This window comes from Caulobacter ginsengisoli, from assembly GCF_030814835.1.
GTDB lineage: Bacteria > Pseudomonadota > Alphaproteobacteria > Caulobacterales > Caulobacteraceae > Caulobacter > Caulobacter ginsengisoli.
In genome coordinates this window covers 21,013-35,799 of sequence record NZ_JAUSVS010000011.1, presented here as the reverse complement: position 1 = coordinate 35,799, position 14,787 = coordinate 21,013, and the positions used below count along the sequence as shown (strand labels likewise).

General features: G+C 69.7%; 19 protein-coding genes. 11 read left to right on the top strand and 8 right to left on the bottom strand.

What is annotated here, in order from left to right; genetic code table 11:
* Positions 1 to 45: 45 nt before the first annotated feature.
* Complete coding sequence (locus QO010_RS20695) at positions 46 to 339, top strand: autorepressor SdpR family transcription factor (protein WP_307352395.1); 294 nt, start codon at positions 46 to 48, stop codon at positions 337 to 339.
* Positions 336 to 755: a hypothetical protein gene (locus QO010_RS20690; protein ID WP_307352393.1), complete on the top strand. Its 420-nt coding sequence runs from the start codon at positions 336 to 338 to the stop codon at positions 753 to 755. The genes QO010_RS20695 and QO010_RS20690 overlap by 4 nt, the downstream gene beginning before the upstream one ends.
* 182 nt (positions 756 to 937) lie before the next feature.
* Here QO010_RS20690 and QO010_RS20685 read toward each other — a convergent pair whose 3' ends face one another.
* The 3 genes from QO010_RS20685 to QO010_RS20675 are packed head-to-tail and all read right to left on the bottom strand — an operon-like array spanning position 938 to position 1,847.
* Positions 938 to 1,216: a DUF5985 family protein gene (locus QO010_RS20685; RefSeq protein ID WP_307352391.1), complete on the bottom strand. Its 279-nt coding sequence runs from the start codon at positions 1,214 to 1,216 to the stop codon at positions 938 to 940.
* Positions 1,213 to 1,476 (bottom strand): DUF5985 family protein, encoded by a 264-nt coding sequence (locus QO010_RS20680; protein WP_307352389.1) that lies wholly within the window; start codon positions 1,474 to 1,476, stop codon positions 1,213 to 1,215. Before QO010_RS20680 ends, QO010_RS20685 begins: the two co-directional genes overlap by 4 nt.
* On the bottom strand, positions 1,473 to 1,847 hold the full coding sequence (locus QO010_RS20675; protein WP_307352387.1) for a hypothetical protein: 375 nt from the start codon (positions 1,845 to 1,847) through the stop codon (positions 1,473 to 1,475). The genes QO010_RS20680 and QO010_RS20675 overlap by 4 nt, the downstream gene beginning before the upstream one ends.
* A 197-nt stretch (positions 1,848 to 2,044) precedes the next feature.
* Here QO010_RS20675 and QO010_RS20670 point away from each other — a divergent pair, with 197 nt between their 5' ends.
* Entirely contained in the window at positions 2,045 to 2,533 is a 489-nt protein-coding gene (locus QO010_RS20670; protein ID WP_307352385.1) for a Rossmann-fold NAD(P)-binding domain-containing protein, read from the top strand.
* A gap of 3 nt (positions 2,534 to 2,536) precedes the next feature.
* Here the strand turns inward: QO010_RS20670 and QO010_RS20665 are convergent, their stop codons facing one another.
* Both QO010_RS20665 and QO010_RS20660 read right to left on the bottom strand, forming a co-directional pair.
* Positions 2,537 to 2,923 (bottom strand): VOC family protein, encoded by a 387-nt coding sequence (locus QO010_RS20665; RefSeq protein WP_307352384.1) that lies wholly within the window; start codon positions 2,921 to 2,923, stop codon positions 2,537 to 2,539.
* Between the two features lie 34 nt (positions 2,924 to 2,957).
* Positions 2,958 to 3,323: an ArsR/SmtB family transcription factor gene (locus QO010_RS20660; protein ID WP_307352383.1), complete on the bottom strand. Its 366-nt coding sequence runs from the start codon at positions 3,321 to 3,323 to the stop codon at positions 2,958 to 2,960.
* Positions 3,324 to 3,463: 140 nt separating this feature from the next.
* Between QO010_RS20660 and QO010_RS20655 the strand changes: the two genes are divergently transcribed.
* The 3 genes from QO010_RS20655 to QO010_RS20645 all read left to right on the top strand — a co-directional run bounded on the left by QO010_RS20655 (position 3,464) and on the right by QO010_RS20645 (position 7,722).
* Positions 3,464 to 4,246 (top strand): glucose 1-dehydrogenase, encoded by a 783-nt coding sequence (locus tag QO010_RS20655; protein ID WP_307352381.1) that lies wholly within the window; start codon positions 3,464 to 3,466, stop codon positions 4,244 to 4,246.
* Positions 4,247 to 4,357: 111 nt separating this feature from the next.
* The gene (locus QO010_RS20650; RefSeq protein WP_307352379.1) at positions 4,358 to 6,010 is read left to right on the top strand and encodes an alkaline phosphatase D family protein; all 1,653 of its coding nucleotides are present in this window, start codon (positions 4,358 to 4,360) and stop codon (positions 6,008 to 6,010) included.
* A gap of 56 nt (positions 6,011 to 6,066) precedes the next feature.
* Complete coding sequence (locus QO010_RS20645; protein WP_307352377.1) at positions 6,067 to 7,722, top strand: alkaline phosphatase D family protein; 1,656 nt, start codon at positions 6,067 to 6,069, stop codon at positions 7,720 to 7,722.
* A 9-nt stretch (positions 7,723 to 7,731) separates the two neighbouring features.
* Here QO010_RS20645 and QO010_RS20640 read toward each other — a convergent pair whose 3' ends face one another.
* Positions 7,732 to 8,382, bottom strand: coding sequence for a LysE family translocator (locus QO010_RS20640; RefSeq protein ID WP_307352375.1), 651 nt, complete (start codon positions 8,380 to 8,382; stop codon positions 7,732 to 7,734).
* A complete protein-coding gene (gene hisI, locus QO010_RS20635) occupies positions 8,379 to 8,774 on the bottom strand; it encodes a phosphoribosyl-AMP cyclohydrolase (RefSeq protein WP_307352373.1) in 396 nt (131 codons plus the stop codon). The genes QO010_RS20640 and hisI overlap by 4 nt, the downstream gene beginning before the upstream one ends.
* Before the next feature lie 52 nt (positions 8,775 to 8,826).
* On the opposite strand from hisI, the gene QO010_RS20630 reads away from it, so the two are divergent.
* From QO010_RS20630 to QO010_RS20615, 4 genes are all read left to right on the top strand, one after another.
* Positions 8,827 to 9,708, top strand: coding sequence for a DUF817 domain-containing protein (locus tag QO010_RS20630; RefSeq protein WP_307352573.1), 882 nt, complete (start codon positions 8,827 to 8,829; stop codon positions 9,706 to 9,708).
* A gap of 274 nt (positions 9,709 to 9,982) precedes the next feature.
* Positions 9,983 to 11,773, top strand: a complete 1,791-nt coding sequence (locus QO010_RS20625) for an ABC transporter ATP-binding protein (protein ID WP_307352371.1) — start codon at positions 9,983 to 9,985, stop codon at positions 11,771 to 11,773.
* Between the two features lie 70 nt (positions 11,774 to 11,843).
* Entirely contained in the window at positions 11,844 to 12,902 is a 1,059-nt protein-coding gene (gene rsgA, locus QO010_RS20620) for a ribosome small subunit-dependent GTPase A (RefSeq protein WP_307352370.1), read from the top strand.
* A gap of 80 nt (positions 12,903 to 12,982) precedes the next feature.
* Positions 12,983 to 13,303: a hypothetical protein gene (locus QO010_RS20615; RefSeq protein WP_307352369.1), complete on the top strand. Its 321-nt coding sequence runs from the start codon at positions 12,983 to 12,985 to the stop codon at positions 13,301 to 13,303.
* A 263-nt stretch (positions 13,304 to 13,566) separates the two neighbouring features.
* Here the strand turns inward: QO010_RS20615 and QO010_RS20610 are convergent, their stop codons facing one another.
* The gene (locus tag QO010_RS20610) at positions 13,567 to 14,052 is read right to left on the bottom strand and encodes a DinB family protein (RefSeq protein ID WP_307352367.1); all 486 of its coding nucleotides are present in this window, start codon (positions 14,050 to 14,052) and stop codon (positions 13,567 to 13,569) included.
* A gap of 84 nt (positions 14,053 to 14,136) precedes the next feature.
* Between QO010_RS20610 and QO010_RS20605 the strand changes: the two genes are divergently transcribed.
* Positions 14,137 to 14,760 carry a TetR family transcriptional regulator gene (locus tag QO010_RS20605; RefSeq protein ID WP_307352365.1) on the top strand — a complete coding sequence of 208 codons (624 nt, stop codon included), beginning with the start codon at positions 14,137 to 14,139 and terminating at the stop codon, positions 14,758 to 14,760.
* The last annotated feature ends 27 nt before the right edge of the window (positions 14,761 to 14,787 follow it).

The following is a 14,787-nucleotide window of genomic DNA, read 5'->3' as shown; positions in this document are numbered from 1 at the left end:
AAGAGGCGCTTGACAATCATTTCGATATTTAGCTAAATACCAATCATGAACCGCGTCTTCAAAGCCCTGTCGGACCCCACGCGCCGCCGCGTGCTGGAACTGCTGCGCCAGCGGCCGATGACGGCGGGCGAGCTCAGCGACCAGTTCACCGTCTCCAAGCCCACCATGTCGGCCCATTTCGCCGTGCTGCGCGAGGCCGACCTGGTCGACGCCGACAAGCAGGGCGCCACCATCACCTACCGCCTCAAGCTCTCGGTCCTCGAGGACGCCATCCTGGGCTTCTCCTCGGCTTTCGGCATCGGGACCGAGCCAACCCTCCGCAAGGAAACCCAGTCATGATGACCAACCGCCTGATCGGCGCTCTCACCGTCGGCGCCCTGATTATCGCCGTGGCCTTTGGCCTGAAAGCCGCCACCGCCGCCGGGGTCATCGACCAGGACCAGGCCCGCCAGATCACACAGATCCTCATCGGCCTGGGCCTTGCCGCCTACGCCAACCTGATGCCCAAGCAGCTGGGCCCGATGCGCCGCTCGCCGGTCGTCCAGGCCCGCACCCAGGCGGCCCTGCGCGTGGGCGGCTGGGCCTTCACCCTGGCCGGCTTAGCGCAAGCCGGCCTCTGGGCCTTCGCCCCGCTGGCCATAGCCGACACCGGCTCGATGGCGGCGGTCGCCGGGGCCATGGCAGTCACCCTGGGCTATGCGGCTTGGAGCTACGCCGCCTGCCGCGCCGCGGGGCGGGTCGCCGCCGGCCGCTAGGTCCGGACTCAATTGAGATCGAGATAATTCAAGAACTTAGTATCCGCTCATCCCCGCGAAAGCGGGGACCCAGGTGTTTTTCGTAGCGGACTTACAGCCGCCCCGACCTGTCAGAATCGCCCTCAACAGCAAAAAGCCTGGGTCCCCGCTTTCGCGGGGATGAGCGGTATTGAGTACGGACCCTAGGGCGCGCGGCCGCCGGACTTGCCCAGCACCGCCAGGATGATCAGCGAAAAGGCCGCCAGCCGGAGCAGATAGGCGCCGCCCGTCTCGGCATGGGCGGCGCGCGAAAAGCCGGCGACCGCCTGGTTGAGCGCCATCAGCCAGAAGGCCACCGCGAAGGCGGCGAACAGCCGGTCGCGCGTCTTGACCCAGAAGCGCAGGAAGAACAGGCCCGCAATGGCGAAGCCGGCGCTCATGGCGCCGGACACGAACAGCACGACGCCGGGCGAGGCGGTCATCGCATTTCCCAGACGAAGCCGAACAGCAGCACGCCCAGGCCCATCCCGCCGGCGGCCTGGCGCCAGACCCACAGATCCACCGAGGGAAGGACCAGCATGTCCACGGCCAGGATCAGGTTGTTGAGGGCGAAGAAACAGAAGCTGACGGCGGTCCACAGCAGCAGACGGGTGCGGGTTCGCAGATAGGCCCGGCCGAGCAGGGCGGCGCAGGCGGCGCTGGCGACGACGCACAGGCCATAGATCAGCGCCTGCAGGCTCACCGCCTCGGCCAGGCGAGCCGGAAGGCGTCCGCGAGCGCCTCCAGTTGGCTCTGGTTGGAAACGATGGCGTTGATGACCGCCACCGGCCGTTCCGCATAGGCCTGGGCCAGCGCATCGGTCAGCTCTTCCAGCGCCGCCGCGACGGGGGCGAAGCGGAACCGGCCGTCCTCGCCCTCGGCCACCAGGCCTTCGCTCTGCAGGCCGGCCAGGGCGCCCATCACCACCGCGTCGCTGGCCCGCAGCTCGCCGACCAGCTCGCCGGCCGACCAGCTGCGCGCCGGCGCCTGACGCACCAGCAGCAGCACATCCATCGCCCAGACAGAGGGGATGCTGCGTCGGATGAAGGCCAGCAGGTCCAGGTTCGCCACCATCGATCGGTCCCGCCAGGGGTCCCGCCCTGGCTCCTTACGCCCCGCGCCGCGAAGTCGCCCGAGCAGGTTTAGCACCGCCCGGGGCGCGGCCGTCAATTCCCATCGCGCCGGCCGCTAGCCCATTGCAAGGCCCCCAGCCTCGCCCCACCCTGACCCCAGGGACCCGAAATTCCCCACAGGGGCCCATAAGGGAGCGGATGGCGGCGCGAGGTTCCAGTCTGGTCATCGGCGGGACCGGCATGCTGGCCCAGGCCACGCGCTGGCTCGCCGACCGGTCGACGGCCACCCTGCTGGTGGCGCGCCGTGCGAGCGGCTTTGCGCCGGGGGACCGCCGGTTTGCGCCACTCGACTCGGATTGGACCGGCCCGACCTTTCGCGACGACCTGGTCGGCGCGTTGAGCCGGACGCCCAGGGTGGATCGCGCGCTCCTGTGGCTGCACGAGCCGGAGCCGATCCTGGCCTGGCTCCTGCCTCTGCTGCCTCAGGCGCGGGTCGTGCTCGTGCTCGGCAGCCTGGACGGCCAGCCCCAGGCGCCGGCCGGCTCATTCATCAGCGTCCGCCTGGGCAGCCAGCCCACGACCGGCGGCGGCTGGCGCTGGCTCACCGACCAGGAGATCAGCCAGGGCGCCATCGCCGCCCTCACCTCCGGCCGGTCGGGGATCGTCGGCGAACTCCGACGGGTCTAAACCTTACCCCGCCGCCGTATGGCAAACCGCCTCGATATTGTGCCCATCGGGGTCCAGCACAAACGCCCCGTAATAGTCCGGATGATAGTGCGGCCTGACCCCCGGCCCACCGTTGTCCCGGCCGCCCGCCGCCATCGCCGCCGCGTAGAAGGCGTCCACGTCCGCCCGTGATTTGGCCTGGAGGGCGATGTGCAGCTTGCCTGTCGTCGCGTCCTGTTCGGCGATCCAGAACCACGGCCTGGTGTCGCCGTAGCCGGTGACGCTGATCCCGCCGGTGTGCTCGGGCGGGACGTCGAACAGGCGCTTCACGCCCAGCGGGGCCAGGGCCTTGTCGTAGAAGGCCGTCGAGCGGGCGAAGCTGGTGATGCCGAAGGTGATGTGGTCAAGCATGGCGGCGATCCTCGTCTGGACGCCGTCCACACCATCATTTCGCGGCCAGGCCTTCAATCCCCTCGGTCCGGCCCGCCGCCTCGACCTCGTGCGCCTTGACGATCGCGGCCACCAGTCCCGGAAACCGTCCCTCCATCTCGGCGCAGCGCGCGGTGTTGTGCATCTCCACCCCCTGGCGCTCGGAGCGGATCAGGCCCGCTTCGCGCAGCACCTTGAAATGCTGGGAGAGCGAGGACTTGGGGATCTGGCGGTCGTTGACGCTGGCGAAGGCCGAGCAGGTCCTGGCGCAGTCGGCGCCGGCGATGTCGGCGAAGATGGCCACCCGCACCGGGTCCGACAGCGCGTGGAGGACGGCCTCCAGGCGGACAGCCTCGATGGGGGGGTGAAACAGCGGCCTCATGATTTTTCTAATTAGGGCGCCTTGAAGATTGGTTCAATAGTTCCAATTTCCCGAACTATGGGACTTAAGGCTCGGCGCCATCCCGGTCGCGCCTCCAGGTCCCTATCGAGTCCCCATCGTTCTTGGAAGGAACCTCTGTCATGTCCACGCTCACAGCCCGCGCCACCGCGAAACTCTCCGGCAAGCTCACCGGCCGCGTCGCCGTCGTCACCGGCGCCTCGAAAGGCATCGGCGCCGCCATCGCCAAGGCGCTGGCCGCCGAGGGCGCCTCGGTGGTCGTCAACTATGCCTCCAGCCAGGCCGGGGCCGATGCCGTCGTCGCGGCCATTACCGAGGTGGGCGGCAAGGCGCTGGCCGCCCAGGGCGATGTCTCCAAGGCCGCCGACGCTCAGCGGGTCATCGACGCCGCCATCGCGGCCTATGGCCGTCTCGACATCCTGGTCAACAACGCCGGCGTCTATGAGTTCTCGGCCCTGGCCGACATCACCGAGGACCGGTTCCACTGGATGTTCAACGTCAACGTCCTGGGCCCGCTGCTGGCCACCCAGGCGGCGGCCAAACACCTGGGCGAGGGGGCCAGCATCATCAATATCGGCTCGGGGGTGACCACCGTGCTGCCGCCGGAGTCGGCCGTCTACACCGGGACCAAGGGCGCGCTGGACGCCATCACCGGCGTGCTGGCCGTCGAGCTGGGCGCCCGCAAGATCCGGGTCAACTCCATCAATCCCGGCATGGTCGAGACCGAGGGCACGCTCAGCCAGGGCTTCATCGGCTCGGCGCTCGAGACGGCCCTGGTCGCCCAGACCCCGCTGGGCCGGGTCGGCCAGCCGGACGACATCGCCGACGTCGCCGTCTTCCTGGCCTCCGATGACTCCCGCTGGCTCACCGGCGAGAAGCTGACGGCCGGCGGCGGCCTGCGCTAGTCGCTCTGCCGGCGGGCCGCCCTGACCGGCGGGCCCGCCGGCAAACTCCCGCTTCCCTTCCGCGCCAAACCGGCGATGATCCCCGAAAACCATAAGGTTCGGGGAAGGAGCATGACTCTCAATCGCAGACAGGCCTTTGCCCTGGCCGGCGCGGCGGCGGTGGCGGGGACGGGCCAGGCGCAAGCCCAGGGCCCAGCCGTCTTCGCTCATGGCGTCGCCAGCGGCGATCCGCTGACCGACCGCGTCATCCTGTGGACCCGGGTGGCGGGCGATCGGGCCCTGACCTGGCAGATCGCCGAGGACGCCGCCTTCGCCAAGGTGGCCAAGCAGGGCGTCGCCACCTCGGACGCCGCCCGCGACGGCTGCGTGAAGATCGACGTCCCGGGCCTCAAGCCTGGCCGCGACTACTGGTACCGTTTCGAGTGCGGGGGGACGATCTCGCCGACGGGGCGCTCCCGCACCCTGCCCAAGGGCAAGACCGATGAGGCGGTCCTGGCGGTCGCCACCTGCGCCCTCTATCCGGGCGGCTACTACACCGCCTACCGGGCCATCGCCGATCTGGCGCGGGTCGACGCGGTGGTGCACCTGGGCGACTACATCTACGAGTATGGCGACGACGGGTTCGGCGGCGAGATCGGGACCAAGCTCGGCCGGGTGGTGCAGCCGACCCACGAATGCCTGACCCTGGCCGACTATCGCGTCCGCCACGCCCAGGCCAAGTCCGACCCCGACCTGCAGGCAGCCCACGCCCGCGCCCCCTTCATCGTGGTCTGGGACGATCACGAGGTGTGCAACGACACCTGGCATGGCGGCGGCGAGAACCATCAGCCGGAGACAGAAGGCGCGTTCGCCGACCGCAAGGCCGCGGCCCTGCGCGCCTATTACGAATGGATGCCGATCCGCGAGCCGTCCTCCGGCGACCTGGTCACCGGCATCGAGCGCAGTTTCCGGTTCGGCGACCTGGCCGAACTGATCATGGTCGAGACCCGACTGGGCGCGCGCGACATCCCGCCCGACTACGGGACCGACCTGATGGTCGCCGGCAAGCCCGACCGCGCCGCCTTCGTCGCCAAATGGAACGACCCGGCCCGGCAGATGCTGGGCCCCAGGCAGGAGGCCTGGCTGGGCCGCCAGTTGAAGGACTCGGTCAAGGCCGGGGTGACCTGGCAGCTGCTCGGCAACCAGGTGGTCATGGCCCATGTGAAGATGCCCGACCTGCAGGCCGCCATGACCCCGGCGGCCTGGAAGGCCATGCTCGACCGGCTGCCCAAGGACATCGCGCCCCAGGTCGCCCAGGCCACGCCCATCGCCCGGCTGAAGCTGCCCTACAACCTGGATGCCTGGGACGGTTATCCGGCCGCCCGCCAGCGGGTCTATGACCTGTTCAAGGCCAGCAAGGCCCGGCCCATCGTCCTGGCCGGCGACAGCCACGCCCACTGGGCCAACGACCTGCTGGACGGCGTCACCGGCGAGCGGGTGGGGGCCGAGTTCGGCGCGACGGGGATCACCAGCCCCGGCTTCACCGACGTGCTGGGCGCCGACGTTCCAGTCAACCAGAGCTTCGTCGAGCAGAACGACGGCGTCGTCTACACCGACCATGGCGCCAAGGGCTTCGTGGTCCTGACCCTGACCCACAGCCAGGCGCGGGCCGAGATGATGGGGGTTTCGACCATCCTCAAGCCCGAGGCTGAGGCGGCGGTGCTCAAGACTTTCACGGTGGCGCCCGGAGAGAAGGGCGGCGTGGGGCCGGTCACCCTGGCCTGATACGCCACTGTCATCAAGGCCGACCAGAGTGTCGGCCTGATCGGAGGAGTCACATCATGCGTCTGGACCGTCGCCAGGCCCTGGCCCTGCTCGGAGCCGCCGCCGCGCCGGGCGCCGCCTGCGCCGCGCCGCCCGCCGTCACCTTCAGCCATGGCGTGGCCAGCGGCGATCCGCTCTCCGACCGGGTGATGCTCTGGACCCGGATCACCCCGGCCGGCGAGGAGGCCGTGAAGGGCGATTGGCAGGTGGCCGCCGACGCCGGTTTCGGAAAGATCGTCCGCAAGGGAAGCTTCACCACCGACGCCGGCCGCGACTGGACGGTCAAGGTCGACGCCACGGACCTCAAGCCCGGTCAGGCCTATTGGTACCGGTTCCGGGTCGGCGGGGTCGCCTCGCCCATCGGCCGCGCCCGCACCCTGCCGGCCGGCCCCACCAAGGACGTGGTGCTGGCCGTGGCCAGCTGCTCACTCTGGCAGGGCGGCCATTTCAACGCCTACCAGGCCATCGCCGACCTGAAACGGGTGGACGCGGTACTGCACCTGGGCGACTACATCTACGAATACGGCAAGGACGGTTATGGCGCCGAGCAGGGCCAGAAGCTGAACCGCTTCGTCGACCCGCCGCACGAGATTCTGACCCTGGCCGACTATCGCCGCCGCCACGCCCAGGCCAAGTCGGATCCCAAGCTGCAGGCCGCCCACGCCCGCGCCCCCTGGATCGTGGTCTGGGACGACCACGAGAGCGCCAACGACACCTGGCAGGGCGGGGCCGAGAACCATCAGCCCGACAAGGAAGGCGACTGGGCCACCCGCAAGGCCGCCGCCATCCGGGCCTATTTCGAGTGGATGCCCATCCGCGAGCCGGCGCCGGGGAAGATGAGCGATTCCATCTGGCGCGGCTTCCAGTTCGGCGACCTGGTCAGCCTGCTGATGGTCGAGACCCGGATCAGCGCCCGCTCCAGGCAGCTGACCTATGCGGCCGACCTGCCGGGCCTGGGCGACAAGCCCGATGTCGCCGCCTTCAAGGCCAGACTGACCGACCCGGCCCGGCGGCTGATGAGCCCCGACCAGGAGGCCTGGCTGACCGGCGAGCTCAAGAGTTCCGTTGCCGGCGGCAAGGCCTGGCAGGTGATCGGCAACCAGGTGGTCATGGCCCGGGCCACAGCGCCCGACCTGGTCAAGACCATGGGCAGGGACGCCTTCGAGGCCCTGCTGGCCAAGCAGGCGGGCAACGCCAAAAAGCGGCTGGCGCGGGTCAGCGACCTGGCGGCCCTGGGCCTGCCCTACAATCTCGACAGCTGGGACGGCTATCCGGCCGATCGCGAGCGGGTCTATGCCGCCTTCACCGCCGCCAAGGCCCGGCCGATCGTGCTGTCGGGCGACAGCCACGCCTTCTGGGCCAACCAGCTGGCCGACGCCTCAGGCCGACGCGTGGCGGCCGAGTTCGGGGCCACGGGGATCACCAGCCCCGGCTTCAGCGACGCGGTGCCGGACGCCCCGATCGGCCAGGCCTTCGCCGACGCCAGCGAGGAGGTGGTGTTCAACGACTCCGGGGCCAAGGGGTTCGTGCTGCTGACCCTGACCCGCGAACAGGCGCGGGCCGATATGGTGGCGGTGTCGACCATCATGGAGCCCGCCTTCGAGACCCGCACGTTGGCCAGCTTCACCGTGGCCGCCGAGGCTGGAGGCGTGGGGCCGGTGGTGAAAGTCTAGCGGCGGGCCCTAGCGACGCGCCAGCGCTAGCTTGACCGCGAACCCGATCAGCACCCCGCCGGTGATCCGATCCAGCCAGGTCACCACGCCCGGGCGGTGCAGCAGCCCGGCCAGGGGCAGGGTGGCGGCGACCAGCACCACGAACCAGACCGCCCCCATGGCCGCGTGCAGTCCGGCCAGGCCGAACATCCACGGCCCCGCCGCCACGCCGTCCGGGACGAACTGCGGCAGGAAGCTGACATAGAAGACGCCCACCTTGGGATTGAGCAGGTTGGTCATCAGGCCGCGGTTGAAGCCGCCGACCTCGCCGGCGCGCAGGGGGTAGGGCGAGCCGCCCGGCGGCCGGCTGGCGGGAACCGGGTCGTAGGTCCGGCGGGGCTTGAGGATCATCCCCGCCCCCATCCAGACCAGATAGGCCGCGCCGGCCCATTTCAGCAGGGTGAAGGCCATTTCCGAGGCGGTCAGCAGCGCGCCCAGACCGATGGCCACGGCCGCTCCCCAAACCAGGCAGCCGGTCAGGATGCCGGCCCCCGTGGCCGCCGCGCGCTTGGGCCCCTCGACGGCGGCGGTGCGCAGCATCAGGGCGGTGTCCAGGCCCGGCGTCAGGGTCAGCAGGCCGGCGGCGATGGAAAAGGCGATCAGGCTCTCGGCTATGGTCATGGGCGCTCCACCAGTTTTCCGTCCTCGACGACGCGATAGAAACAGGAGCGGAAGCCGACATGGCAGGCCCCGCCGTCGCCCTGGGGATCGACCTTCAGCCAGACGGCGTCCTGGTCGCAGTCGACGCGCAGTTCCACCACCTTCTGAACCTGGCCGGAGGTCTCGCCCTTCTTCCACAGGGCCTGGCGCGAGCGGCTGAAATAATGGGCCTCACCGGTGTCCAGGGTCGCCTGCAGCGCCTCGGCGTTCATCCAGGCCAGCATCAGCACCTCGCCGGTCGCCGCGTGGGTGGCCACCGCCGCGATCAGGCCATTGGCGTCGAAGCTGGGGGCGAGGACGGCGCCGCGCTCCAGGGCGTGGCTGTCCGGGGCTGTGGGGAAAGTGGCGGTCATGGGCGGATCATGCCGTCTGGCCACCCCGCCGCGCCAGTGACATTCGATGACCATGAGTTTCAACGACCAGATCAAGAGCCGGGTCATCGCCCTGGACGCTGCGATGCGGCCCTGGGCCGAGCGCTCGCCGCTGCGGGCGGGCCTCTACGAGTTCCTGCTGTTCGGCCTCAAGCAGGCCTGGGCCTGCCTGTTTGCCGCCATCATGCTGGCCCTGCTGGTCGGCAGCCATCTGTTCTGGCCGGACCACGCCCCCATCGCCCGCTACGATTTTCTGGTGATCGCCGCCGTCCTGGTCCAGGTCGCGCTTCTCGCGATGAAGCTGGAGCACTGGAACGAGGCCCTGGTCATCCTGGTCTTCCACGTCGTCGGCACGGCGATGGAGGTCTTCAAGACCGCCCACGGCAGCTGGATCTATCCCGAGCCCAGCCTGCTGCGGCTGGGCGACGTGCCCCTGTTCTCAGGCTTCATGTACGCCTGCATCGGCAGCTACATCGCTCGCATCTGGCGGCTGTTCGACATCCGCTTCATCCGCTTCCCGCCGCTGTGGGTCAGCTGGGCCCTGGCGGTCGGGTCCTATGTCAACTTCTTCAGCCACCACTACATCCTGGACATGCGCTGGGCCCTCTTCGCCCTCACGGCCCTGGCCTACGCCCAGACCTGGTTCGTCTTCACCCCGGACCTCAAGCCCCGCCGCATGCCCATGCTGCTGGGCCTGATCCTGGTCAGCTTCTTCATCTGGCTGGCCGAGAACCTCGGCACCTTCGCCAGCGCCTGGGTCTACCCCTCGCAGCGCGACGGCTGGCACATGGTCTCGGTGAGCAAGATGGGCAGCTGGTACCTGCTGATCCTGCTCAGCTTCGTGCTGGTGACGCTGGTACACCGGCCACGGTCGCCGGACGAGGAGGCGAAGACGGTGACGCCGGGGCTGGACTGACCGCCGCAAGGTTTGTCCACGAACCACACGAACCACACGAACGGGCCGCGCAATTCCGAGCTCGACCCGAAGGGTCTGTTTGATCATAGGCCTTCGGCCGTCAGAGCGTTCAGCGCTTCCTGTTCGTGTGGTTCGTGTGGTTCGTGGACCTAATCTTCCTCTCTTGCAGAACCCACGAACCCCACGGATAGTCCCCCCAACGCTGAAGGAGGGCGCCCTATGAAACCTCTCATGTCCGACCACAACGCCCCCTTCCATCCGGACATGAGAACGCATGACTTCCACCGAACTCGGGAGGCGCGACGCCGCCCCTGATGCCGCCCCGGCCCTGACCCGGGCCCGCCTGAAGACCTTTCTTTCCTTCTACCGGCCGCACATCCCGCTGCTGCTCGCCGACCTCGCCTGCGCGGTCGTCGTGTCGTTGACGGCGGTGGTCCTGCCGCTCTGCGCCAACTTCGTCACCAAGCATCTGGTCCCCGAGGCGTCCCAGTCGCTGGACCGCATCTGGCAGATGGGCGCGGTCATGCTGGCCCTGCTGGTCGCCCAGGCCCTCTCGACCCTGTTCGTCGACTACCAGGGCCATGTGATGGGGGCGAAGATGGAGAGCGCCCTGCGCCGCGCCGTCTTCGAGCACTGCCAGAAGCTCAGCTTCCGCTTCTACGACAACAAGCGGGTCGGCCAGCTGATGAGCCGGATCACCAACGACCTCTTCAACCTGGGCGAACTCTACCACCACGGCCCCGAGGACCTGGCCATCGCCGCGCTCAAGACGGTCGGCGTGGTCCTCGTCCTCTCCAGCCTGGACCCCATGCTGACCCTGATCGTCGCCGGCCTGCTGCCCTTCGCCCTGGCCTGGGCGCTGTATTTCGGCCGGCGGATGAACCGGGCCCTGGCGATGGGCCGCCGGCAGATCGGGGCGATCAACGAGCGGGTCGAGGACAGTCTGGCCGGCATCCGCGTGGTGCAGGCCTTCGTCGGCGAAACCGAAGAGAACCGGCGCTTCGAGGCCGAGAACCAGAAGTTCCTGGAGAGCCGCCGCACCGGCTACCGCAGCGAGGCCTTCTTCTCGCTGGGCGCCGAGGGCTTCCCGGAGCTGCTGACCGTGCTGGTCATCGTGCTGGGGGCGGTCCGGGTGGTGCAGGCCAGCTTAAGCGTCGCCGACATGCTGACCTTCCTGCTCTGCGTGGCGGTGCTGGTCGACCCGGTCCGGCGGCTGGCCAACTTCACCCGCCTCTGGCAGGCCGGTTACACCGGCTTTGCCCGGGTGATGGAGATCCTGGAGACCGAGCCGGACATCCGCGACCGTCCCGGCGCGGTTGCTGTCCCCAGGCCGCGCGGCGCCATCCGCTTCGAGAATGTCGGCTTCCGCTACCAGGAGGACGGCCCCCACGTCCTGCGGGGCCTCAACCTCGACATCCAGCCGGGCGAGTTCGTCGCCCTGGTCGGCGCCTCGGGGGTGGGCAAGAGCACCCTCTGCGCCCTGATCCCCCGCTTCTATGAGGCCAACGAGGGGGTCATCCGGCTGGACGGAACCGACATCCGCGACATCCGGCTGGACTCCCTGCGCCGTCATATCGGGGTGGTGCAGCAGGACGTCTACCTGTTCGCCGGCACGGTGGCCGACAACCTGCGCTATGGCCGCCCGGACGCCACCCGCGCCGAGATCGAAGCCGCCGCCCGGGCCGCCAACGCCCACGACTTCATCGTGGCCCTGCCCGGCGGCTACGGCGCCGACATCGGCCAGCGCGGGGTGAAGCTCAGCGGCGGCCAGAAGCAGCGGCTGACCATCGCCCGGGCCTTCCTGAAGGACCCGGCCGTGCTGATCTTCGACGAGGCCACCAGCGCCCTGGACACCGAGAGCGAACGGGCCGTCCAGGCGGCCCTGGCCGACCTGGCCCAAGGCCGCACCACCCTGGTCATCGCCCACCGCCTCTCCACGGTGCGTCACGCCGACCGCATCCTGGTGCTGACCGAGCAGGGCATCGCCGAGGAGGGGACGCACGAGGCGCTGCTGGCGCGCGGCGGGGTCTATGCCGGGCTGGTGGTAGGGCAGGGGCGGCTTTGAGCGCTAGCCGCCGGGGCCCCGCCGCTTTAGAGGTGGGGCCCCGGCGCGCCGGCCAATGGGACGTTCACGCTTGATCGAGCAATACGGCTGGTCCGATCTGCTGGCGCAGGCCTTCGCGCCGCATGCCCGCGCGGGCCTCACCCCCGGGCGGGTCGTCGTCCAGCAGCGCAACGGCTATCGGGTGCTCGCCGACCAGGGCGAGCTGCGGGCCAAGGCGGCCGGGCGGCTGATGCACGAGGCCGGGGAGGCCGGCCATCCGGTGGTCGGCGACTGGGTCGCCCTGTCGCTGGAACCGGGCCAGCGCTCGGCCACCATCCACGCCATCCTGCCGCGCCGCACCGCCTTCGTGCGCCGGGCCGCCCACAGCGTCCAGGACGTCCAGGTCATCGCCGCCAATATCGACGTGGCTTTCGTCGTCACCTCGCTGAACGCCGACCTCAATCCGCGCCGGATCGAGCGCTTCCTGGCCGCCGCCTGGCAGAGCGGCGCGCGGCCCGTACTGGTGCTGACCAAGGCCGACCTCAGCCCCGATCTGGACGCCCAGCGCGCCGAGATGCAGGCCCTGGCCGCCGACTGCCCGGTCGTCGTCGTCTCGGCGCGGCAGGGCCAGGGCCTGGACGGCCTGCTGGCCCATCTGGCGCCCGGCGAGACCTGCGTGCTGATCGGCTCGTCGGGCGTCGGCAAGTCCACCCTGGTCAACGCCCTGCTGGGCGAGGACCGCATGGCGACCGAGGCCATCCGCGAGTCCGACGACCAGGGCCGCCACACCACCAGCCACCGCCAACTGGTCCGGCTGCCCGGCGGCGGCCTGATCATCGACTCCCCCGGCATCCGTGAGGTGGGGCTGATCGACGCCGAGGAGGGAGTCAGCGCGGTGTTCGACGACATCGAGGCCCTGGTCGCCGCCTGCCGCTTCAGCGACTGCAGCCACGGCGGCGAGCCGGGCTGCGCCGTGCAGGCCGCGCTGAAGAGCGGGGCGCTGGCCCCGGCGAGATGGGCCAGCTTCCAGAAGCTGGGGGCCGAGCTGGCGGCGGTGGAGGACAAGGCGGCCCGCCTGGCCAAGGACGCCAAGCGCCGGGGTCAGAAGTCCTACCGCTCCGCCAAGAAGGCCGACCGCGACGCCGGCTGAGGCAGGTTTTTTGCCGATTCTGGCCCGCTCCGGCCCCGGAACAGGGTAGGGATGGGCTTCCTCCCCCCAGAGACATCATCATGCCCGCCTACACCATCGTCACGACGACCGCGATCCAGGACGCCGAGGGCGCCGAGGTCAGCACCCTGTCCGACGACTTCGTCAACGAGAGCGAGGCCCTCGGCTACTCGCGCCGGATGGCCGAGGAGATGGTGGGCTTCACCCACCAGCTCTCCCTGGACCTGGATTACAGCAGCGTCGGCCTCTACGACGGCGACCTGATCGACGAGGAGGTCGACCCGGCCCACCCCGCCCTCATCGGCGTCTGGGTCCTGGACGACGACGGCGCCGCCTTCGTCCCGGCGGCCGAATTCCGTGAGAACGCGGTCGAGGCGCCGTAAGCGTCAGGCGTGGGTTTACGGGTCGCTTCGCGACAGGAAGATAAGGGTAGAGAAGAAGAGGAAGGGGCCGTGGCTGCGGCCGACGCCCTGCGTATTGCCCTCCGGCAGGGTCTTGTTGAGGCGCTTCGCGCCTCGATAAATATCAACGGCCGGCAACAGAGGGCCCTGGTCCGGCGCCGTCCCTTACCCTTCTTCCCTCCCTTATCTTCCTGTCGCGAAGCGACCCGTAATCCCACCTCCATGCCGCCCGCCGACAGCAGGGGCTAGGCCGCCGCCTCCAGGAAGTCGGTGATCGCGTCCGGGCTGGGGACCAGGCCGCGCAGCTGCAGCAGCGCCCCGGCGTTGCCGCGGTGATAGGTCCCGTGCAGGCAGACATGCAGCAGGATCTGGCCGCGCGTCATGCGGGCCGGCTTGCCGCTGGTGAAGACGAAGTCGACGGGCTCGTCGAACGCCGCCGCCGCCAGGCCGCCGACATAGGCGCCGTACCAGTCGTCCACCGCCGCGGCGCCCTCCGCCAGCGCCGCCAGCGCCGGCATCGTCTCCGACCGCGCCGCCGCAAAGCCGTGGGGCAGGCCCCGCAGGTGATGCTGGAAGATCCGGTCGACCGTGTGGATGTGGTCCAGCACGCGCAGCAGGATGAACTGGTCCTCCGGGCTCAGGGCCGAGAAATTGCGGGCCACCGCCTCATACAGGCCGCGGTCGGCCCACCGCTTGATGTCGATCAGCTGGGCATAGGGGAGGGGCGTCATGGGAACTCCGTTGATCGCTGGCGCATTCCCTGTAAAATGTGAGCGATAGCTCCCATTTTCTACTCGCTTTCAGGAGGGCGGCCCGTGGCGCGCAAACCGCTCACACGCCCAAGGAAAACCGCCTCCCAGGACCGCTCGCGCGCCACGGTCGACGCCCTGATCGAGGCGACCGCTCGCATTCTGGTCCGCGAGGGTTTCGACCAGGCCAGCACCAACCGCATCGCCCGCGAGGCGGGCGTCAGCATCGGCTCGCTCTACCAATACTACCCCAGCAAGGAGGCCCTGGTCGCCGCCGTCATCGACCGCCACAACCGGGACCTGATGGCCATCGTCCGCCGGGCCCTGGCCGACGCCGAGGCCCAGCCCCTGGAAACCGGCGCCAGACGCCTCATCGCCGCCGCCATCGAAGCCCACCGCTTAGACCCCAAACTCCACCGCGTCCTGGCCGAACAGACCCCGCGCACCGGCGCCCTGGTCAACGTCGAGGCCTTCAACAGCGAAACCTACGGCCTGTTCCGCGGCTACCTGGAGGGCCGGCGGGCCGAGGTGAGGGCGGTCGACCTGGACCTAGCGGCCTTCGTCTGCGTGACGACGATCGAGGCCCTGACCCACACGGCGGTGCTGCACCGGGGGGAGGGGTTGGCGGAGGCGGGGGTCGAGGCGCTGGTGGAGGAGGCTACGCGGTTGGTGGTGGGGTATTTGCGGTAGGCGCTGACTGTGTCCCCCCACTCAAAA